17 protein-coding genes, 1 pseudogene and 1 riboswitch are annotated in these 21,366 nt (G+C 60.9%); of the genes and pseudogenes, 8 read left to right on the forward strand and 10 right to left on the reverse strand.

From position 1 onward, the window contains the following. Position 1 precedes the first annotated feature (1 nt). Positions 2-1,282 (reverse strand): annotated as a pseudogene (locus tag LUU92_RS29125) (methyl-accepting chemotaxis protein); the annotation flags it as partial. A 240-nt stretch (positions 1,283-1,522) separates the two neighbouring features. On the opposite strand from LUU92_RS29125, the gene LUU92_RS04785 reads away from it, so the two are divergent. Next, positions 1,523-2,341 carry a M48 family metallopeptidase gene (locus LUU92_RS04785; RefSeq protein WP_071491170.1) on the forward strand — a complete coding sequence of 273 codons (819 nt, stop codon included), beginning with the start codon at positions 1,523-1,525 and terminating at the stop codon, positions 2,339-2,341. Positions 2,342-2,394: 53 nt separating this feature from the next. On the opposite strand, the gene LUU92_RS04790 is transcribed toward LUU92_RS04785, so the two are convergent. The 3 genes from LUU92_RS04790 to LUU92_RS04800 all read right to left on the reverse strand — a co-directional run bounded on the left by LUU92_RS04790 (position 2,395) and on the right by LUU92_RS04800 (position 5,234). Further along, positions 2,395-2,979 carry a TMEM165/GDT1 family protein gene (locus LUU92_RS04790; RefSeq protein ID WP_257103835.1) on the reverse strand — a complete coding sequence of 195 codons (585 nt, stop codon included), beginning with the start codon at positions 2,977-2,979 and terminating at the stop codon, positions 2,395-2,397. 88 nt (positions 2,980-3,067) lie between these two features. Then, a riboswitch (yybP-ykoY riboswitch) is annotated at positions 3,068-3,189 on the reverse strand. 50 nt (positions 3,190-3,239) lie between these two features. Then, positions 3,240-4,238 (reverse strand): methyltransferase, encoded by a 999-nt coding sequence (locus LUU92_RS04795; RefSeq protein WP_071491171.1) that lies wholly within the window; start codon positions 4,236-4,238, stop codon positions 3,240-3,242. A 30-nt stretch (positions 4,239-4,268) separates the two neighbouring features. Further along, on the reverse strand, positions 4,269-5,234 hold the full coding sequence (locus LUU92_RS04800; protein WP_071491172.1) for a 2-hydroxyacid dehydrogenase: 966 nt from the start codon (positions 5,232-5,234) through the stop codon (positions 4,269-4,271). Between the two features lie 84 nt (positions 5,235-5,318). On the opposite strand from LUU92_RS04800, the gene LUU92_RS04805 reads away from it, so the two are divergent. The 5 genes from LUU92_RS04805 (at position 5,319) to LUU92_RS04825 (ending at position 14,320) form a co-directional block, all read left to right on the forward strand. Then, positions 5,319-5,951: a LysE family translocator gene (locus tag LUU92_RS04805; protein ID WP_058422966.1), complete on the forward strand. Its 633-nt coding sequence runs from the start codon at positions 5,319-5,321 to the stop codon at positions 5,949-5,951. Between the two features lie 131 nt (positions 5,952-6,082). After that, positions 6,083-7,765 carry a fatty acid--CoA ligase gene (locus LUU92_RS04810; protein ID WP_071491173.1) on the forward strand — a complete coding sequence of 561 codons (1,683 nt, stop codon included), beginning with the start codon at positions 6,083-6,085 and terminating at the stop codon, positions 7,763-7,765. 332 nt (positions 7,766-8,097) lie between these two features. Continuing rightward, positions 8,098-9,957 carry a DUF1302 domain-containing protein gene (locus LUU92_RS04815; RefSeq protein ID WP_257103230.1) on the forward strand — a complete coding sequence of 620 codons (1,860 nt, stop codon included), beginning with the start codon at positions 8,098-8,100 and terminating at the stop codon, positions 9,955-9,957. A gap of 28 nt (positions 9,958-9,985) precedes the next feature. Then, positions 9,986-11,350, forward strand: a complete 1,365-nt coding sequence (locus tag LUU92_RS04820; protein WP_025855569.1) for a DUF1329 domain-containing protein — start codon at positions 9,986-9,988, stop codon at positions 11,348-11,350. A 240-nt stretch (positions 11,351-11,590) separates the two neighbouring features. Next, the gene (locus tag LUU92_RS04825) at positions 11,591-14,320 is read left to right on the forward strand and encodes a winged helix-turn-helix domain-containing protein (RefSeq protein ID WP_092240774.1); all 2,730 of its coding nucleotides are present in this window, start codon (positions 11,591-11,593) and stop codon (positions 14,318-14,320) included. Here the strand turns inward: LUU92_RS04825 and LUU92_RS04830 are convergent. Together LUU92_RS04830 and LUU92_RS04835 are read right to left on the reverse strand one after the other, a co-directional pair. Beyond that, complete coding sequence (locus tag LUU92_RS04830; RefSeq protein WP_257103231.1) at positions 14,317-15,588, reverse strand: type II toxin-antitoxin system HipA family toxin; 1,272 nt, start codon at positions 15,586-15,588, stop codon at positions 14,317-14,319. The two genes, LUU92_RS04825 and LUU92_RS04830, sit on opposite strands and share 4 nt — an antisense overlap. Beyond that, the gene (locus tag LUU92_RS04835; RefSeq protein ID WP_257103232.1) at positions 15,588-16,055 is read right to left on the reverse strand and encodes a helix-turn-helix domain-containing protein; all 468 of its coding nucleotides are present in this window, start codon (positions 16,053-16,055) and stop codon (positions 15,588-15,590) included. The genes LUU92_RS04830 and LUU92_RS04835 overlap by 1 nt, the downstream gene beginning before the upstream one ends. Positions 16,056-16,192: 137 nt before the next feature. Between LUU92_RS04835 and LUU92_RS04840 the strand changes: the two genes are divergently transcribed. Both LUU92_RS04840 and LUU92_RS04845 read left to right on the forward strand, forming a co-directional pair. Further along, entirely contained in the window at positions 16,193-16,837 is a 645-nt protein-coding gene (locus LUU92_RS04840) for an MBL fold metallo-hydrolase (RefSeq protein ID WP_071491178.1), read from the forward strand. 191 nt (positions 16,838-17,028) lie between these two features. Beyond that, on the forward strand, positions 17,029-17,802 hold the full coding sequence (locus tag LUU92_RS04845) for a YiaD family glycine zipper/OmpA-like lipoprotein (protein ID WP_058422961.1): 774 nt from the start codon (positions 17,029-17,031) through the stop codon (positions 17,800-17,802). A gap of 61 nt (positions 17,803-17,863) precedes the next feature. Here LUU92_RS04845 and LUU92_RS04850 read toward each other — a convergent pair whose 3' ends face one another. From LUU92_RS04850 to LUU92_RS04865, 4 genes are all read right to left on the reverse strand, one after another. Beyond that, positions 17,864-18,445: a BON domain-containing protein gene (locus tag LUU92_RS04850; RefSeq protein WP_012722284.1), complete on the reverse strand. Its 582-nt coding sequence runs from the start codon at positions 18,443-18,445 to the stop codon at positions 17,864-17,866. Beyond that, entirely contained in the window at positions 18,442-19,035 is a 594-nt protein-coding gene (locus tag LUU92_RS04855; RefSeq protein WP_007904374.1) for a phosphoheptose isomerase, read from the reverse strand. Before LUU92_RS04855 ends, LUU92_RS04850 begins: the two co-directional genes overlap by 4 nt. Positions 19,036-19,127: 92 nt before the next feature. Beyond that, positions 19,128-19,499, reverse strand: a complete 372-nt coding sequence (locus LUU92_RS04860; protein ID WP_257103233.1) for a YraN family protein — start codon at positions 19,497-19,499, stop codon at positions 19,128-19,130. Then, positions 19,499-21,310, reverse strand: coding sequence for a penicillin-binding protein activator (locus LUU92_RS04865; protein WP_071491180.1), 1,812 nt, complete (start codon positions 21,308-21,310; stop codon positions 19,499-19,501). The genes LUU92_RS04860 and LUU92_RS04865 overlap by 1 nt, the downstream gene beginning before the upstream one ends. Positions 21,311-21,366: the final 56 nt, after the last annotated feature.

Consider the following 21,366-nt stretch of genomic DNA (forward strand, 5'->3'; position numbering starts at 1 on the left):
TCAGGAAGGTGTTGAAACCGTTGGCAATCGCGCCCAGTTCGTCGGCGCGATCACTGGTCAGGCGCCGCGTCAGGTCACCTTCGCCCTGGGCGATGTCATTGAGCATCGCGACCATTTGCTTGAGTGGCCGGGCGATGCCGTGGCCTACCAGCCAGATCACCAGCAGGCCGATACCGGCGATCAGCAGGCCGGCGATGGTCATGCCGAAAATGTCGGTCTTGCGCTGGGTTTCCAGGTCGCTTTGCAGTTTCTGCGAGTCGGCCATTACGGCACTCAAAGGCAGCTGCATCATCAGGGTCCAGCGCGCATCGGTCTGGCCGATGTTGAACGGCAGGAACAACTCGATATGCCCGTGCTCCTTGTCGATGTCGTAGCGCACTTCGCCGATTTTCAGTTGGCCGAGGTTGGCCAGTTCATTGCTGTCGAGCAGGTCGCTGGCCTTTTCGCCGAGTTTGCTGGCGTCCTGGGTGTAGGCCACCAGGCGGCCGTTGCTGGAGATCAGCGCCAGTTCACCGGCGCCGTTGTAGAGTTTCTGGTCGGCACCGGTCAGCATGTCCTGGATGAAGTTCACCGACAGGTCGGCGCCGACGATGCCCTGGAACGTGCCATCGATCATGATTGGCTCGATAAATGAGGCCAGCATCACCATCGCGTTGCCCACCTTGTAGGGCGCGGGGTCGATGACACAGGCCTTTTTGCTTTCCTTGGAGCACAGGTAGTACTCGCTGGCGCGCACGCCTGTGGAGAGGATTTTCTGGTCGGCCACATCGGCCAGTTTATCCATGCCCAGGCTGCCATCTGCGTTGCGGTACCACCACGGCAGGAAACGTCCGTCGGCGCCCATGCCGACAATCGGGCTGTTCACGTAGGCCGCGTCGTTGTGATCGATAGCGTTGGGCTCCCAGCCGATGTAGGCGCCGAGGATTTTGGGGTTGCGTACCACGGTTTCGTGCAGCAGGTTGATCAGTTGCTCGCGGCCAAGCTGCAGGGCGGGTTCACCCTTCGCGTCTTTCATGCCGAGCAGTGCGTTGGTAGTGGCCAGGCTTTTGGCGGTTACCAACGGCGCTTCCAATTCACGCTGGATCAGCGTGGCCTGGGTTTGCGCCAGGGCGGTGAGGCGCTGTTCGATAATCTGTTCGAACTGCACCTGGGTGCGCTTCTGCACCATCTCCTGGGTGCGCGCGCCGGCAAACAAGGCGTAGAGCACCAGCACCGCCACTACGCTCAGGACAATGGCCCCGGCCAGGGCCGCGACAGAAAATTGAATCGACTTGAATTTCATGAAAGCTCCGGGCGCAGGGGAGAGGGCCTGTCCTGTGTATCGGCCGAGGGCGAGGTGGGCATGAGGGGGGCGCCCGGCAAAATAGGGGGCTGTGTCGCAAACAGAATGCTCGGCGCCGCCGCTGGCGTGTGAGATGTATCGGAAAGTCAGCGGTTACATGTCAGGTGTATCTGGCGTCGATACAAATGTGCGCCTACGATACGCGCCATGTTTAAGGGCTTGCTATCAGGGAGAGTGTTGATGAAGAAGTCATTGGTGATAAGTGGTTTGGTCGCGGCGATGCTGCTGGCCGGGTGTCAGTCGGTCAATACCACCAGCGGCGGCGCTGTCGGGGTAGAGCGCAAGCAGTACATGTTCAGCATGCTGTCGAGCCAGGAAGTCGACCAGATGTATGCCCAGTCCTACCAGCAGACCCTGGGGGAGGCCAGCAGCAAGGGCCAACTGGACAAGACCAGCGCCAACGCCAAGCGCGTGCAGGCCATCGCCAACCGCTTGATCGCCCAGGCGCCGACGTTCCGTGCGGATGCGGCGCAGTGGAAGTGGGAAGTGAACCTGATCAAGAGCGATGAGATGAACGCCAACTGCGGGCCTGGCGGCAAAATCTTCGTGTACAGCGCGTTGATCGACAACCTCAAGCTCACCGATGACGAACTGGCCGCCGTGATGGGCCATGAAATCGCCCACGCCTTGCGTGAGCATGGCCGCGAAGCCATGTCCAAGGCCTACGGGATCGAGATGGCCAAGCAGGGGGCCGGTGCGTTGTTCGGCCTCGGCCAGGACAGCCTGGCCCTGGCTGATACCGTGGCCAACTACGGCATGACCTTGCCCAACAGCCGCAGCAATGAAAACGAAGCGGACCTGATCGGCCTGGAGCTGGCAGCCCGTGCGGGCTACAACCCGAACGCGGCGATTACGCTGTGGAACAAGATGGCCAAGGCTTCGGAAGGCGCACCACCGGAGTTCATGAGTACCCACCCGGCTTCCGACAGCCGAATCGCCTCGTTGCAGGCGGCGATTCCGAAGGTGATGCCGTTGTACCAGCAGGCCAAGAAATCCTGACCTTTTGAAGATCTAAATGTGGAAGGGGGCAAGCCCCCTCCCACAGGGAACCCTTAGATCCACCCGCTGCTTTGCATGGCTTTGTACACGGCCACAATGGCCAGGATGAAAAACGCTGTAGCGGCCAAGCGACGAATCAACGTCAACGGCAGTTTCTCCGCCGCGAAATTCCCCGCCAAAACCACCGGCACGTTGGCAATCAGCATGCCCAGGGTGGTGCCGATGATCACCAGCCACAGCTCCGGATACTGAGCCGCCAGCATCACCGTGGCGATCTGCGTCTTGTCACCGATTTCCGCCAGGAAGAACGCGATCAGCGTAGTCAGGAACGGCCCGAATTTGCTTGTGGTGCTGGCTTCGTCATCGTCGAGTTTGTCCGGCACCAGGGTCCACAGCGCCGTGGCGCAGAAGCTTGCCGCCAGGATCCAGTGCAACACCGCATCCGAGAAGAAACTTCCGAACCACGCCCCCACGGCACCGGCGGCCGCATGGTTGGCCAGGGTCGCGGCAACGATGCCGGCGATGATCGGCCAGGGTTTGCGAAAGCGTGCGGCAAGGATGAGCGCGAGCAGTTGCGTCTTGTCGCCGATTTCGGCCAAGGCAACGATTGCGGTAGGTACGAGCAATGAATCCAGCATCAGGTAGGTTTCCAGGGGCGGGTCGACACGGCTATGACACGTACAGCCTTCCCGCCCCGGGTAAGGTGTGCGTGTCATAGGTCTTGTCAAACCCCGGTCCGTCTGTGCGGACTCCTGGGTCGCATACGCCATGGTCTGCTGACCAAGTATGTTGACGTATGCCGGACGAGCGTGGCGCTCGTGGGAGACTACTCCCCTAGGACGCTGCGGATTCTGCCTAGGCAAAATCCATTCGGCAAGCCTTCTTTTTCAAACGCCCGTCAGCCGCGCTTGGCGCGGTAGATGCGAAAACCGTTGCCTTCGGCCTTCACTGCACACACACCCAGATGCTCCTCGATCAGCGGCTGGTACTTCAGGAAGCTGTTGGCAACCAGGCGCAGTTCGCCACCTTTTGCCAAGTGTTTCGCCGCTTTTCGCAGCAGATTCTCGGTGGCGAAATAATCGGTGTGCACGCCGACATGGAACGGCGGGTTGCTCAGAATCGCGTTCAAACCCATCGGTGCCGCGTCGATGCCATCGCCGGTCAATACCTCGGCTTCCAGACCATTGGCGGCCAGGGTCAAGCGACTGCTGGCGGCGGCGAAGGCGTCCACATCGAGCATCGTCACCGTGTTGTGCGGATAGCGCCGTTTGACCGCAGCCCCCAGCACCCCAGCGCCGCAACCAAAGTCCAGCAGATGTCCGCTCGGCAGTTTGTCCAGGTGCTCCAGCAGCAGCTCGGTGCCGCGATCCAGACGGCCGTGGCTGAACACACCCGGCAAGCTCACTACCTTCAGCGGGCCTTCGGTCAATGGCACTTCGAAGACCTGCGCCAGGCTCTCCAGCTCGACCGCTTGGGGGGCGTTGACCACGGTGATCTGCCACAGTTGGCAATGCCGCGCGCTGTCGAGTTTGCGCGGTTTGCCGAAGGGGATTAGCTGTTTGGCGGCGCTTTCGATACCGGCCTTTTTCTCGCCGACCAGGAACAGCTCGGCGCCGGGCAAACGGGCGGCCACGGCGTTGAGCAGGTAGTCGGTCAGGTCCTTGGACTTGGGCAGGAAGATCACCGCCGTATCAAACGCCCTGTCAGGCACGTTCACGCCAAACTGGCTGCGCTCAGGGAAACGTGCGTCGAGTGCCGCCTGGTCCCCGGCGTGCCAGCTCCAGCCGTGGGCGTTGGGCAGGCGACCGAGCAGGTCGTCGGCGGGCAAGCCCACCAATAGCAGGTTGCCTTGAAAAAGTTCGGCCTGGCGAAGCAGTACTTCACTGCGCGGATCCATGGTCTGCTCCTTGAAAAGGGGCGCAGTTTATCAACTGACGACGCGCAGCGGGGCCCCACTGAAAAAGCCCCGGGCGTTTTCCGCCAGTTGGCCGACGATGCGCTGCCGCGCTTCGCGACTGCCCCAGGCGTTGTGCGGGGTGACGATCAGGCGTGGAATATCGCCGGCCAGCAGTGGGTTGCCATTCACCGGCGGCTCCACACTCAGTACATCGGTCGCTGCGCCGCCCAAATGACCACTGCGCAACGCATCGGCCAGGGCCTGTTCGTTGATCAAACCACCGCGCGCGGTGTTGACCACAAACGCGCCGGGCTTGAGCAGCGCCAGTTCGCGGGCGCCGATAAAGTCGCGGGTGTGTTCGTTGAGCGGGCAGTGCAGGGTGAGCGCGTCGACCTGCGCCAGCAGTTCATCCAGTGGCACGCGGTCGGCGCGGGCAGGGCGCCCCGGAATCGCACCCAGCACCACACGCATGCCGAAGGCTTCGGCGAGGCGCGCCACGGCGCCGCCCAGTTCACCGTGGCCGAGCAGGCCGAGGGTCTTGCCTTCGAGTTCGACAATCGGGTGGTCCAGCAGGCAGAACTGCCTGGCCTGTTGCCATTTGCCGGCGCTCACATCCCGTTGATAATCCTTCAAGCGCGTCGCCAGGTTGAGCAACAGCATGATCGTGTGCTGGGCCACCGACGGCGTGCCGTAGCCCTGGCAGTTGCTCACGGTGATGCCGTGGGCGCGGGCGGCGTCGAGGTCGACGTTGTTGGTGCCGGTGGCTGAAACCAGGATCAGCTTGAGCTCCGGGCAGGCCGCCAGGGTCTCGGTATTGAGGGCGATTTTGTTACTGATCACCACGTGGGCGCCTTGCACGCGTTCAACCACGTTCTGCGGTGTGGTGTCGGTAAACAACTGCAACTCGCTGAAGCTGTTGCGCAATTCGCTGAGGTCAAGATCCCCCAGGTCCAGGGACGGGTGATCAAGGAAGACGGCGCGGCGATTGTTCGTCATCAACTGTACCTTTTGCGACAGGGTTCGAAGGCGTAATCTGCCGAGCCTATCAGATGAAATAATCCGTTACTTAATGGAGTGAGTATGTACGCCGCCGAGTTCTTGACCGTAGCTCTGATTCACTTGTTGGCGGTGGCCAGCCCCGGCCCGGATTTCGCGGTGGTGGTGCGTGAAAGCGTGACCCACGGCCGCCGCGCCGGTACCTGGACCGCACTGGGCGTGGGCTCGGCGATTTTCCTGCACGTGGGCTACTCGTTGCTCGGCATCGGCTTGATCGTGTCCCAGTCCATCGTGCTGTTCAACGCACTCAAGTGGGCGGCGGCGGCCTACCTGCTGTACATCGGCTTCAAGGCCCTGCGCGCGCAGCCGGCCAAGCCACCTGTTGAAGGCGAGTTGCACCGCGAGGCGGGCGAACGCACCCCGCGTGGGGCGTTCACTGCTGGTTTTGTGACCAACGGTTTGAATCCCAAGGCCACCTTGTTCTTCCTGTCGTTGTTCACCGTGGTGATCAACCCGCACACCCCGCTGGCGATCCAGGCCGGTTACGGTGTGTACCTGGCGGTGGCGACGGCGCTGTGGTTCTGCCTGGTGGCGATGTTGTTCAGCCAGCAGCGCGTGCGTGCGGGGTTTGCGCGGATGGGGCATTGGTTCGATCGGACCATGGGCGCGGTGTTGATTGCGATTGGAGTCAAGCTGGCCTTCACCAGCATGAAATAAGCCGGATGCTGGCGCAAAGCTAGCATTCGCTGGGGTCTGCAAATCATTCCTTTGGCTGATTTGGCTGAAACATAAGGTCTCTAAAGTGCAGGTCTTCAAGCCAAGACCGTGCAGTCAGAAAAGGGATTCGTATGTTGCAGACCCGTGTTATCCCGCCCGCCGAAGGTGCGTACCAATACCCGCTGTTGATCAAACGCCTGCTGATGTCCGGCACCCGCTATGAAAAGACCCGGGAGATCATCTACCGCGACAGACTGCGTTACACCTACCCGACCCTGATCGAGCGCGTTGCGCGCCTGGCCAACGTGCTGACTGAAGCCGGGGTCAAGGCCGGTGATACCGTGGCGGTGATGGACTGGGACAGCCACCGATACCTTGAATGCATGTTCGCCATCCCGATGATCGGCGCGGTGATCCACACCATCAACGTGCGCCTGTCGCCGGAACAGATCCTCTACACCATGAACCACGCCGAGGACCGCTTCGTGCTGGTCAACAGCGAGTTCGTGGGGCTTTACCAGGCGATTGCCGGGCAGCTCACCACCGTCGACAAGACCCTGCTGCTCACCGATGGCGAGGCCAAGACTGCCGAGCTGCCCAACCTGGTGGGCGAGTACGAAACCCTGCTGGCCGCCGCCAGCCCGAAGTACGACTTCCAGGACTTCGACGAAAATTCTGTCGCCACCACCTTCTACACCACCGGCACCACCGGCAACCCCAAGGGCGTGTATTTCACCCATCGCCAACTGGTGCTGCACACCATGGGCGTGGCGACCATCATGGGCAGCGTCGACAGTGTGCGCCTGCTGGGCACCAACGATGTGTACATGCCAATCACGCCGATGTTCCACGTGCACGCCTGGGGCCTGCCGTATGTGGCGACCATGCTCGGCCTGAAACAGGTCTACCCCGGTCGATACGACCCGGAATACCTGGTGGAGCTGTGGCGCAAGGAAAAGGTCACCTTCTCCCACTGCGTGCCGACCATCCTGCAGATGGTGCTCAACGCCAAGGCCGCCCAGGACGTGGATTTCGGTGGCTGGAAAATCGTCATCGGCGGCAGTGCGCTCAACCGTTCGCTGTACGAAGCGTCCAAGGCCCGTGGCATTCAGTTGACTGCGGCCTATGGGATGTCCGAGACCGGGCCGCTGGTGTCCTGCGCCCACCTCAACGAAGAATTGATGGCGGGCAACGAGGATGAGCGCACCACGTACCGCATCAAGGCCGGCGTGCCCGGGCCGTTGGTAGAAGCGGCGATCATCGACGGCGACGGCAACTTCCTGCCCGCCGATGGCGAGTCCCAGGGCGAGCTGGTATTGCGTGCACCGTGGCTCAGCGAGGGTTATTTCAACGAGCCGCAAAAGGGCGCCGAGCTGTGGGCCGGCGGTTGGATGCACACCGGCGACGTGGCGACCCTGGATGCCTTTGGGGTGATTGATATCCGCGACCGCATCAAGGACGTGATCAAGACCGGCGGCGAATGGATCTCGTCCCTGGCGCTCGAAGACCTGGTCAGCCGTCACCCGGCGGTACGCGAAGTAGCGGTGGTGGGCATTGCCGACCCGCAGTGGGGCGAACGCCCATTTGCCTTGCTGGTGGTGCGTGATGGCCATGTGATAGGCGCTCGTGAGCTCAAGGAACACCTCAAGCCGTTCGTGGAACTGGGCCACTTGAGCAAGTGGGCGATTCCGAGCCAGATTGCCGTTGTTACTGAAATTCCCAAGACGAGCGTAGGAAAACTCGACAAAAAACGTATCCGTATCGACATCATCGAATGGCAGGCCAACAACAGCACGTTCCTGTCCACCCTGTGAGCTGATTCGCCGCGCCCTTGTGGCACGGCAATGCTCTATCTCGCGCCTTGACTTGTGATTTGCCGATTTTCAGCCATCCTTGCCGCGTCGGCCTTCGCCGACGTGGCGAAAGGGTCGTGGCAGACGGGTCGGTGATGCAAATCACACTTTAGAGGGATCAAGCACTACCCCCTGCTGGCTATAGTCCCTTCCAGAGTTTTTCACGGATGTTCCGCTTCGGGCCATGGGGGCTCGGCTGCCGAGCGGCATTGGAATCGTTGTATTCCGGCCGTTACACGCATCACAGAAAGAACTCACTGCCATAACAATAAAATGCACATGGAGTAGCGTCGATGACCTCAGTAAACCAGTTCTGGCGCCGGGCAAGACTGCCCCTGGCCGTCAGTCTCGCTTCTACGCTCGCCGGGCCCGCATTCGGCGTCAGTTTCAACATTGGTGAAATCGAAGGGAGCTTTGACTCGTCGCTTTCCGTGGGGGCGAGCTGGTCGACGGCCAAGCCCAACAAAGATCTCATTGGTGCGAACAACGGTGGTCGTGGCCTGTCCCAGACTTCCGATGACGGTCACCTTAACTTCAAGCGCGGTGAGACCTTCTCGAAGATCTTCAAAGGCATTCATGACCTGGAACTGAAGTACGGCGATACCGGTGTATTTGTACGTGGCAAGTACTGGTATGACTTTGAGTTGAAAGACGAAAGCCGTGAGTTCAAGGACATCAGCGACAGCAATCGCAAGGAGGGCGCCAAGTCCTCCGGTGGGCAGATTCTAGATGCCTTCATCTACCACAACTACAACATTGCCGATTTGCCGGGGAACGTGCGCTTCGGCAAGCAGGTGGTGAGCTGGGGGGAAAGTACCTTCATCGGCGGCGGCATCAACTCCATCAACCCGATCGATGTGTCCGCATTCCGGCGTCCGGGCGCCGAGATCAAGGAAGGCTTGATTCCGGTCAACATGTTCTACGTGTCGCAAACCCTGACCGATAACCTGTCGGCGGAAGCGTTCTATCAGTTGGAGTGGGACCAGACCGTTACCGACAACTGCGGCACGTTCTTCTCTCAGCCTGATGTGATATCCGACGGTTGCAGCGATAATCTGCGAGTGCTCAACAAGCGCTCGACCATTCCGGGTGCCGCTTTACCGACCTTGAATGCCCTGGGTGTAGACGTCAATAACGAAGGTGTACTGGTACGTCGTGGTCCCGACCGCGATGCGCGGGACAGTGGCCAATTTGGCGTGGCCATGCATTACAACTTCGAGCCGCTGGATACCGAGTTCGGCGCGTACTTCATGAACTATCACAGCCGTGCACCGATCTTCAGTGCTCAAGGTGCACCGTCGTCCGCTTATACCCGCCCGCTGGGGCCGCTGGCTGCGCTGCGTCCGCTGATCGTAGCCGGTAGCTCGAACTACTTCGTCGAGTACCCGGAAGATATCCGCCTCTACGGCCTGAGCTTCTCCACCACGCTACCTACGGGCACGGCCTGGAGCGGTGAGTTGAGCTACCGGCCGAATGCGCCTGTGCAACTGAGCACGACCGATATCCTGTATGCCGGTGTCACGCCCATTCCTGGCTTTGGCAATGCGTCCGTGCTGAAAGGGACGCCTGGCCAGGATTTGCATGGCTATAACCGCAAGGAAGTGACTCAGTTCCAGACGACTTTCACGCATTTCTTCGATCAGGTGATGGGCGCCAGCCGCTTGACAACCGTCGGTGAGATTGGTGTGACCCATGTGGGCGGCCTGGAAAGCAAATCCGAGGCCCGTTACGGTCGTGATCCGGTGTTTGGCCCAGGTACTCTGCCAGGTGGGTTTTGCAACGCCCTCAACAACTCGACGGCCACCGGCGCCGGTCTTCCCAATGCGGCAGGTTTGAACACCAACTGCAACAACGACGGTTACACCACCGCCACCTCCTGGGGCTACCGCGCCCGCGCCATCTGGGAATACCCGGACGTGTTCGCCGGCGTCAACCTCAAGCCAAACGTGGCGTGGTCCCACGACGTCAAAGGTTACTCGCCAGGCCCTGGCGGTAACTTCGAAGAAGGTCGCAAGGCGGTCAGCCTGGGCCTGGACGCCGAATATCAGAACACCTACACCGCCAGCCTGGCCTACACCAACTTCTTTGGTGGCAAGTTCAGTACGGTGGATGACCGCGACTTTGTCGCTTTGAGCTTCGGCGCCAACTTCTAAGCACACTGCATTTCAGGAAGACCAGAACATGAAAATAACCAAAAGTCTGTTGCACGTGGGTGTGCTTGGGCTGTCGATCCTGGCGAGCAACGTCATGGCGGCAGTCTCGGCGGATGAAGCTGCCAAGCTGGGCACGACCCTGACCCCGATGGGCGCCGAAATGGCCGGCAACGCTGCCGGCACCATTCCAAAGTGGTCGCCACTGCCCACCAACGCCGGCGCCGTCGACGCCCGTGGGTTCCTGGCTAACCCGTACGCCAGTGAGCAACCGCAATTCACCATCACTGCAGCGAACGTCGAGCAATACAAGGACAAGCTGGCGCCGGGGCAGTACGCGATGTTCAAGCGCTACCCGGAAACCTTCAAGATGCCGGTCTACCCGACCCATCGCGGCGCCACAGTGCCGGCGGATGTGTTTGCGGCCATCAAGAAGAACGCCACCACCACCAACCTGGTGTCCGGCGGCAACGGCCTGGAAAACTTTGAAACCGCCGTGCCGTTTCCGATTCCCAAAAGCGGCGTCGAGGTGATCTGGAACCACATCACCCGCTATCGCGGTGGCAGCGTGACCCGCCTGGTGACCCAGGCCACGCCGCAAACCAACGGTTCCTACAGCCTGGTGTACTTCCGCGACCAATTTGTGTTCCGCGACAAGATGAAAGACTTCGACCCGAAAAACCCGGGCAACGTGCTGTTCTACTTCAAGCAACAAGTGACCGCGCCAGCGCGTCTGGCCGGTGGTGTGCTGCTGGTGCACGAAACCCTGGACCAGGTGAAGGAACCGCGTTCGGCGTGGGTCTACAACGCCGGCCAGCGCCGCGTGCGTCGGGCGCCACAAGTGTCCTATGACGGTCCGGGTACTGCCGCCGACGGCCTGCGTACCTCCGACAACCTCGACATGTACAACGGTGCACCGGATCGCTACGACTGGAAGCTGGAGGGCAAGAAAGAAATCTACATCGCCTCCAACAGCTACAAGATCGACGATCCCAAGCTCAAGTACGCCGACATCATCAAGGCCGGCCACATCAACCAGGACCTGGCTCGCTACGAGCTGCGCCGTGTCTGGCACGTGGTCGCGACCTTGAAGGAAGGCCAGCGCCACATTTACGCCAAGCGTGACTTCTTCATCGACGAAGACACCTGGCAAGCAGCGGTCATTGACCACTACGACGGCCGTGGCCAACTGTGGCGTGTCGCCGAAGCCCATGCCGAGAACTACTACGACAAGCAAGTGCCGTGGTACGCCCTGGAAACCCTCTACGATCTGCAGTCCGGCCGCTACCTGGCACTGGGCATGAAGAACGAAGAGAAGCAGGCGTATGACTTCGGCTTCACTGCGACCACCAGCGACTTCACCCCGGCGGCCCTGCGCCAGGATGGTGTTCGCTAAGCTGCACGCGTAACTCAATGTGGGAGGGGCGGTGCGACGATTCGACTTGCCCCCGATAGCGGTGTGACAGTCAAACAGTGCATTGACTGATCCGCCGCCATCGGGGGCAAGCTTCCTCCCACATTTTTTGTCGCAGTTCTTTTTCAGTCATTTGTAGCAAAGATCTACAAACCCGCCGCTTTTACCGCTAGTCTGCGGACATCTGCAATGCCGACCACAGCCTTCTACAAGAGCCCGGCGATGACTGATCTGTCCCGAATCCAAGGGCCTGCCAGTGCGGTAATCCCGACCCTGGAAGGTCGCTTCTACAGGCCACCCCTGCCTGACGGCTACGTGCTGCGACCGCGCTTGTGCGAACGCCTGAGCGCCGGGCTGGACGGGCGCCTGTTGCTGGTCAGCGCGCCGGCCGGGTTCGGCAAGAGTTCGTTGGCGGTGGAGTTCTGCCAGAGCCTGCCGGCCCATTGGCAAAGCCTGTGGCTGGGCCTGAGTCCGCGGGACAACGACCCCGGTCGTTTCCTCGAGCGTCTGCTCGATGGTTTGCAGCAATTCTTCACGCAACTCGGCGCCCAGTCCCTGGGCTTGCTGAAAATGCGCCAGCGTCACCAACCCTTTGCCTTTGAAGAATGGTTGGACGGCCTGCTCGACGAGCTGGCCGTGCACCTGTCCACCCGTGCGCCGCTGTTGCTGGTACTGGATGACTATCACCTGGCCCAGGGGCCGGTGCTTGACCGCTGCCTGCAGTTTTTCCTCAATCATCTGCCCGATGGCCTGGTGGTGATGGTCACCAGTCGCCAACGTCCGGACTGGCATCTGGCGCGCCTGCGTCTATCGCGCCACCTGCTGGAACTGAATGAACAGGACCTGCGCTTGACGCACGACGAATCCCTGGCGGTGCTGGATCGCCACAGCAACTCCCTGCGCGGCGAAGCCCTCGACAACCTGATTCGCCGCAGCGAAGGCTGGGTCGCCGGCCTGCGCTTCTGGTTGCTGGCCGCCTCCGAGGCCGGTAGCGACGGCACCTTGCCGCAAAGCCTGAATGGCGGGGAAGGGCTGATCCGCGACTATCTGCTTGAAGAAGTGATCGACTGTCTGCCGGCCGAAGTACAGGCGTTTTTGTACGATACAGCCCCGCAGGATCGTTTTTGCAGCGAACTCTGTGATGCTGTGCGTGAAGCCCACGACAGCGCCGAAATCCTGCGTTACCTGCAAGCCCACCAAGTCTTTCTGGTGCCGCTGGACGAGCAGGGCCACTGGTACCGTTATCACCATCTGTTTTCCGACCTGCTGCGCACACGGCGCGCCAGCAGCCATGTACTGCCGGCCGCCAGCTTGCACCTGCGTGCGTGCCGCTGGTTCAACGCCCAGGGCTTGATCGATGAGGCGGTGGAACAGGCGTTGCGCGCCGGCCACCTGGATGTGGCGGCCAACCTGGTACAGAACCTGTCCGAAGAACAACTGCTGGCCGAGCAAAACGTGGGCATGTTGCTGCGCTGGAAAATGGACCTGCCCGACAGTCTGCTGATCAGCACGCCGCGTTTGATCGTGCTGTACAGCTGGGCGTTGGGCCTGGCTTGCCAGTTGGACGCGGCGGAAGAATTGTCCAGTTACCTCAGTCGCTTCCTGCCGGCACCATCGGCCACCGCGCAAAAGTCGATGCTGGCCCAGTGGCTGGCGCTTAGCGGGATCATCGCCCGAGGCAGGGGGGATCGTGAGTTGACCCAACGCTATTGCAGCGAAGCGTTGGAAAGCCTGCCGCAACGGCGTTACGGCCAGCGCTTGATGTGCCTGTCGACGCTCTCCAACCTGGCCATCGTCGATGCCGACCTATGGCGCGCCCGTGGTTTGAATCGCGAATCCCTGGAACTGGCGCAGCGGGTCGGCAACCCGTTGTTCGAGGCCCTGGCCCATTATGACCGTGCGCGGGTGTTGCAGGCGCGCGGTGAAATCCTGCGTTCCCTGGATGAAGTGCGCCAGGGCTTGCAGCGCCTGCATGGCCTGGCGCCGCAGCGCTTGTACGCGGTGCGTGCGCGGTTGTCGCTCTACGAAGGTTTTTTGCTGTTGGTGCGCCTCCAGCCTGAAGCCGGTCTCGCTCGCTTGCGCGCCGGTCTCGCCGAAGCCCGGGCTTGCCGCGATATCAGCGTGTTGATCGGTCATTGCGTGATCGCCAGTTTCGAAGGGCGTCGGGGTCAATTCGCCACGGCGTTCGCCGAGCTTGCCGAGGCGGAGCGCCTGATGCATATCTGGGACGTGCCACCGATCTACTACCTGGCGATGATTACCCTGATCAAGTGCGAGCTGTGGTTGGCCCAGGGCCGCACCGACCTGGCTGACGCCTGGCTGACCCGCCTGGGGCAGACCTATAACGGCGAACACGCCGCCGCCGCGCCAGAATTCCATCCGCACCTGCCCCAGCATATCGGGTTGCAACAGGCTGCGTTGGACGCCACGCGCCACCAGCCCGCTGCGGCGCTGCAACGCCTTGATGAACTGGCGCAGCAGGCGCATAACAGCGGGCGCCAGATGATCGCCCTCATGGCACTGACCCAGCAGGCGCATTTACTGTTGGAGAGCGGCCAGGAGGCCAAGGCGCGTCCGCTGCTGGCACAGGCGCTGGAGGCGGGGGCCGGTGGCGCGTTGCAACCCTTCCAGCGTCTGCTGGAAAACCACCCGGACTGGATGCGCGAGCAACTCGCCAGAGATCCCCACGGCCTCTTGAACGAGAGCCTGCTGGCGCTGTTGCCCGTCGCCTCGGTGGTGGAGACAGTGTCGATCCATGAAGCCTTGAGCGCACGGGAGCTGGCGGTGCTGCAACTGATCGCTCAGGGCTGTTCCAATCAGGAGATCAGTAATCGGCTGTTTATCTCCCTGCACACGGTCAAGACCCACGCCAGCCACATCAACAGCAAGCTGGGTGTTGAGCGGCGCACTCAGGCGGTGGCACGGGCGCAGGAGCTGAGGTTGATCGGCTAGGCCTGGGCTTTTGCGAAAGCCGCAGCCATGTAGTCTTGTTCTCGCAGTGAAAGACCAACCGCCTGAGCCACGGTCCTCCAATGGCTGACTGAGTTGATGCAGTCAGCGATGATTTCATCCGCCTTCCCGAGGTTCACACGGAAGAAACCGGCGACTTCTCTCGCCAGTTCCAGATCCAGCGCATTGTCGTATTCGGTAATATTGAGTTTCAGGCCATCTCCCAGTGGCGTGGGATTCAAGTCATACGCATCCGAAAGGCGCCATCCGTTGCCTGGCTCCAGGATAAAGCCATGATTACGCAAGTGGTCGTCGGTGTTTGAAACCAGGATATTGAACACGATGCGCGTCCACAGCTCTTGCAGATCCTGGTCGGTATTCGAGCCGCTGCGCATCAGCACTTCAGCCAGCTCCAGGTAGCTAGCGCCCGAGCTGGCGTCGTCACCATCGACTCGGCCAGTGAGCGTCATGGCGGATGCAAAGTGCAGGCGGCCGCCTGCAGCCGTCCGGTCGAAACGTTTGACCATGAAGCAATGAAACTCGCTGGCATAGCGCTTGCCGATCGCAGAGGCGACCTTCAGGCCGCAGGCCTTGGCCAGGGCGTTGACGACCAGCTCCCAGCCGCCCACATCGTAGGTGTCGCGGGTCGAGGGAAATTTGGCGATCCATAGATGGTTGTCGTGGTCGGCGACGCTGGCCTTCGGGCGTGCACCGCCGAGGGAGCCGCCGGGTGCAATCAACATGCGTAGCCATTGCCGGCCTTCTGGGGCCCGATTATCCGGGTCGTTTTCCAGCTCGCGACTGGCTCTTTCCAGCGTATGCAGCTCGACAAAAGGCGGCGCGGCAATGGTGTCCTGATCATCGAGAAAACTGCCGGTATCGTTCAGCCGGTAGCGTAGGGCGCCGGCGCGAAAGAGATCGTGTACGCCAAGCAGATAGTCCGACTCGCCGAGCCGAGTATTCGCGTCGTATAGTCCGTCGCGGATGTCGCGTTCCAGGCGTCGTTTCATCAGCAATCGCCCCCAGCGATCCGGGCAGGAGTCGCTGAAGACACCAAACATGTTTCGCCCCTCAACAGGGAACTGAGCGCCTGCATAGGGGCCGATGCCCGGGTCGATCCGAACGGCGTTCAGCGCCCGGTCTTGCAATGCCAGAGGGTCGCTTTCGTACTCGAACTTTTCGGTCATCCGGGTTTTTCTTGCGTGCAGCCAACCAAGGCGCCGGGGGCCGTCGATACCTTCCCAGTCGGCATAAACCCCAATCATGGTCATTACGTGTCTGTCCTTTGCCGTGGTGGGATCAGTGCGGCCAGTGCGTCGCTGCTGATCGTGCCGTTGTCGGGAGGGGGCGTAGGCTTTGACGGTAGTGGCTTCTTGCGGGCGATGGCTTTGTTTCTTGTAACTTTCTCTGACTCCATCGGCTTATTCCTGCGCGACGCTGATGCCTTGCCCGTTAGCAGTGTTGCATCCTGCAGATGTCGACCCAGTTCATCGTCCGCTGCGACGGCGTTCAGGTCTTTTTCGAGGCCCAGCACCTGCAATATCGCCAGGTAAGCACCCATCGTGCTTCCTGAAGAGCCGCGCTCCAAGGCTCGAAGTGTCATCTGGGACATGCCGGCGCGCTCAGCTGCTTGCTTGGCAGTGATTTTTCGGCGCAGGCGCGCAAGTTTGATCCGCTCGCCGAAATCCGAAAGCAGGTGCTCGGTAGTGGGTAGCAATGGGGCGATTTTTTTTGCCATGCTATTATTCCTGCACTTTTTAATGCGAAGTGCAAAAATAATAGCACTTCTATTTTTTTGTAAAGTGCAATTATTCTGGCGATACAGGGCTCGAAACTATAGTTTAATTGCATTGATCACGATTCAGAGGCTCACCCATGACGCTCACGGCTCCCACGCTGATTCGCGAAACCTTCCCCGTAGGCCCCTTGCAGTGCAACTGCACCATCATCGGCGACCCCATCAGCAAAAAGGCCATCGTGGTCGACCCGGGCGGCAACCATGAGCTGATCCTGGCGCGGCTCGATGCCCTGGGCCTCAAGGTGGTCAGTATCATCCATACCCATGCCCATTTGGATCACTTCCTGGCGTCCGGCCAGTTGAAGGAGAAGACCGGTGCCACCTTGCACTTGCACAAAGAGGATCAATTCCTTTGGGATAATCTGGAAATGCAATGCCAGATGTTTCGCGTGCCCTACACCCCGGTGCCTTCGCCAGACCGCTGGCTGGAACATGATGAAGAGTTGGCCTGCGGGTGTGGCGTGGCACTGCACACCCCGGGGCATACGCCGGGCTCGATGAGCTTCTGGTTTGCCGATGCCAAGCTGCTGATTGCTGGCGACACCCTGTTCCGACGTGGTATCGGGCGTACGGATTTGTGGGGCGGCGACCAGGCGACTATCGTGCGTTCGATCAAGCAGCGGCTATACACGCTGGATGAGGGGGCGACCGTGGTGACCGGGCACGGCCCGGATACTCGACTGGGTGATGAAATGCGTGAGAACCCTTTTGTACGGGCGTGACAGATTAATTGCCGGGTAGGGCTGTTCTGTCAGAGGCAAACGTTGCAGCAAAAACTCAGGTCGTGTTCAGCGTGCGTCTGCTACGGTTGCTGTAGCGACGGAATTTTTGCCGTTTGTCGTGTTCCAAACTCGGCACAGGTCCATTGCCAATGTCCTTTGCACCATAGAATGCAAAAGTAGGAGCTTCCTTCATGTTCACTTCGCGTCGTCTGCTTGTTGTTGCTACCGCCGTAGCCCTGTTGTCCGGCTGCGCATCACCTAATCCTTATGACGGCAGCAGCCAGGGACAGGCGAGTAATGAATCCGGCGGTATGAGCAAGACCGCCAAGTACGGCGGCCTGGGTGCCCTGGCCGGTGCACTGGCGGGTGCGGCCATCGACCATAATAACCGTGGCAAGGGCGCGCTGATCGGTGCCGTGGTTGCAGGTGCCGGCGCAGCAGGTTACGGCTACTACGCCGATCAGCAGGAAAAGAAACTGCGCGAGAGCATGGCCAATACCGGGGTTGAAGTTCAGCGCCAGGGCGACCAGATCAAGCTGATCATGCCGGGCAACATCACCTTCGCCACCAACTCGGACGCGATCTCCAGCAGCTTCTACCAGCCGTTGAACAACTTGGCCAACTCGCTCAAGCAGTTCAACCAGAACACGATCCAGATCGTCGGTTACACCGACAGTACGGGCAGCCGTCAGTTGAACATGGACCTGTCCCAGCGTCGTGCGCAGAGCGTGGCCAACTACCTGACGTCCCAGGGCGTCAACGGTGCCAACCTGAGCGCACGCGGTGCCGGCCCGGATAACCCGATTGCCAGCAACGCCGACGTCAACGGCCGCGCCCAGAACCGTCGTGTGGAAGTCAACCTCGGTCCGATCCCGGGCCAGCAGTACGGCCAGCCAGGTGCTCAGCAACAGGCGCCGCAGCAGAACAACCAGTTCCAGGGCAACCCGTACTCGCAGTACCAGTAAACATTCGCTAATAAAAAGGGCGCCTGTGAAAGGCGCCCTTTTTTGTGGCTGCGTGATTACATCAATCGATGTATTCGAACACCTTCACGATTTTCTGCACGCCGGACACACCTTGCACCAGGTTGGCTGCGCGAGTGGCTTCGGCCTGGGTCAGCAGGCCCATCAGGTAGACGATACCATTGTCGGTCACGACCTTGATGCGCGAACCAGGGATCGCGTTATCGGTGAGCATCTGCGCCTTGATCTTGGTGGTCAGCAGGGCGTCGTTGCTGATGGCCAGCAGGGTGATCGGGTCCATCACCTGCAATTCGTTATGCACTTTCTTCACGCGCTGCACGGCAGCTGCGGCTTGCTCGGCCTGGGCCTTGAGGTCGGCGCGTGGCGTCTGGCCAGCGAGCAGTACGACGCCGTTGAAGCTGGTCACGACGATGCGCGAAGCGCCATTGCCCAGGTCTGGCGCGGCCTTGGCAACGTTGACCTCGACCTTGGTTTCGATCAGCGAGTCATCGATCTTGCTGCCGAAAGTGCGGGTGCCCTTGTCATCCTGAATAGGGGTGTCACGTGTCGCGGTGATGGCCGTGCTGCAGCCGCTGATAGCGAGGCACAGGGTGATGGCCAAAAGGCTGAGGCGGTTAACGGTCATTCTTCACTCCCAAACAGTTGGCTGTCGATCAGATCGCACAGGCAATGGATCGCCAGCAGGTGGACTTCCTGGATACGTGCGGTGACATTGGCCGGGACACGAATTTCCACGTCTTCAGGCAACAGCAGTGAGGCCATGCCGCCGCCATCGCGCCCGGTCAATGCTACGACAATCATTTCGCGATCATGTGCGGCCTGGATCGCTTGAATAATATTCGCCGAGTTGCCGCTGGTGGAAATCGCCAGCAGCACGTCACCCGGTTGACCCAGGGCGCGAATCTGCTTGGAGAAGATTTCGTTGTAGCTGTAGTCGTTGGCAATCGAGGTGATCGTCGACGAGTCGGTGGTCAAGGCAATGGCTGGCAGGCTTGGGCGCTCACGCTCGAAGCGGTTGAGCAGTTCGGACGAAAAATGCTGGGCATCGCCGGCCGAACCGCCGTTGCCGCACGAAAGCATTTTGCCCTCGTTGAGCAAGGCGTTGACCATGACCTGACTGGCTTGCTCGATGTGCGGTGCAAGTACGTCCATCGCCTGTTGCTTGGTGTCGATACTGGCCTGGAAAAGCTGGCGAATTCGGGATTGCATGTCCATCTGTGTGACCTTAAGTAGCGCGGCTGTTTGGCACAGGAATGTGCAGCCCGCAAAGCAAAGAGCAAAAGTGTGTGGTGAAGATGTCCGGCGAATCAGCTGTCGAAGGCATTCTTGAGCCAGTTCAGATCAGCCTGACCAGACGGTGTGCTTTCTATGGCAACCACATCGAAACGGCAGGGGGTGTCGGCCCAGCGATGCTCTTTTTGCAGGAAAAACTGCGCGGCGAGTATCAGCTTCTGACGCTTGCGCCCGTCGATACTGGCGAGCGCGCCACCCCATTGTGCGTGTTTTCTGTAGCGGACTTCGACGAATACTACTGTATCGCCGTCAAGCATGACCAGATCAAGCTCACCGCGTTTACATAACCAGTTCTGCGCCAGCAGGCGCAGACCTTGTTGTTGCAAATACTTCAGGGCTTGCAGTTCGGCGTCCTTGCCGCTTTGTGCAGTGGACCGCTCGGGCATCAGCGCGGAGTGTCCGGCAGGCGCTGGATCTCGCCACCGACAAACTTGGCCCAAGGCATCTGGCGATCAACGCGCTGGTTGGCGCTGATCCCCAGGTTGCCCGACAGGCCGTCGACACGGGTGTCTGGCAGCGCCTTGAGTTGCCCCAGGCGCGGCGCCAGGCGGTAGGCGTCGACGCCCATCGCGTACAGGCGGCCGAGGCTGCCATTGGCTTGTGGCCATTGTGCGGCTACCTGGTTGCGCAGTGGGTCGGTAGTGTTGAGCAACCACGGTGTTTCGCAAAACATCACGTTGGTCATGTCCAGGTACTGGTTCTTGTCGCCGCTGGCGCTGAACACGTGGGACGTGGCGTATACCGGCACGTCGCCGGCATATTGGAAGTTCAGGGTCGGCTTGATCTGCTGGGCCAGTTGCGGTGTCACGGCCAGGAAGATGAACTCGATGTCCTGGCGACGCGACGGCTGCGCGGCGACATCGGTGCCGACGGTGCTTTGCAGGCTCTTGGCGCGGCCTTCGCTTTTGCGCAGCTGGAACAGATCGGCAATTTGCTGGGCGAGGGCGACGGGCTGATCGACATACTCAACCCCCATGACCTGGCCGCCATTGGCTTCCCAGTCCTGGCGGAAGGCTTTGTAGACACGCTCACCCCATTCGCCACGCGGAACCATGGCAGCGGCGCGATGCAGGCCGTCGGCACGGGCGCGGCGTGACACTTCGCGGGCTTCGTCTTCAGCGGCCAGGCCGAACTGGAACAGTTGCGCCGGGCTGCGATCAGTCTCGCTGTAGTTCAACGCCAGGGTGGTGATCGGCAATTGCGGGCGGGCACTGAGCTGTTTGACCAGGGGCTTCTCCAGCGGGCCGACCACCAATTGCACACCGGCGGCCTGGGCCTTGGCGTAGAAGTCGTCGAGGGAGGTCAGGCGTGAGCTGTCATAGAACTCGATGACCGGCGGCTTCTGCCCCGCTTGTTCGGCCTGGTAGTGCGCCGCCATGAAACCTTCACGCAGCGCTTTGCCGACGGAGGCCAGCGGGCCGTCCTGTGGCAGCAGCAGGGCGATCTTGTTCAGAGGCTGGCTGGCCAGTTCCTTGAGCTTGGTCAGCGGCGTTGGCAATTGCACGGCAGCCGGGTGGCCCGGATTCTGTGCGCGCCAGGTGTCGATGGCCGCCTGTTGCTGCTCCAGCGTACCGGCGCCCTTGACCGACTGCGCCAGGGTGATCCAACCATCCAGCACCGGATTGCCGCTGGCTTGCAGCTGTTCGGCCGGCACGGCGGCAATCAACGCCCAGATGGCTTCGTGGTTGTTGTTGGCGGCATCACCCGTGAGCAGTGGGGCCATGGCGACACGTTCCCGGGCGGCAGCCAGGGTCTGGCCGTCGGCTTCATAAGCGCGGGCGTGCACGCTGGCGGTGCGGATCTGCTGTTCAGGCGGCAGGTCCTTCAGGTTTTGCAGGCTCGGGTGGCTCAAGGCAGTCAGCGCCGCCTTGGGCTGGTTGCGCGTCATGGCCAGTTCGGCAGCCAGGGTGCTGGCAAATACTTGCGCGGCGGGCTTGAGGACATCCAGGGGCACTTGCGCAAGAATCTGCGACGAACGCCCAGGGTTGTTCTGCTTGTAGGCCATGTCTGCCGCACTCAGGCGCAGCAACGCGGCCTTTTCTGGCGTCTTGGCGGTAGTGGCCTGTTCGAGCAGTTGCTCGATACTGGCGTCCGGGGTCCGTGGAAGGTCGCCAAGGCTGGACGAGGGCGAGCTGGCGCACGCGGCCAATAAGGCAGCGAGGCAGAGGGCGGAGAGCAGCCGCAGGCAAGCGATCATGTAAGTGTTCCTGATACCGATCAAATTAGCGTGGAATTGTACCCAAGCACTGGCCC

It is taken from the genome of Pseudomonas extremorientalis (assembly GCF_024584605.1).
GTDB lineage: Bacteria > Pseudomonadota > Gammaproteobacteria > Pseudomonadales > Pseudomonadaceae > Aquipseudomonas > Aquipseudomonas extremorientalis.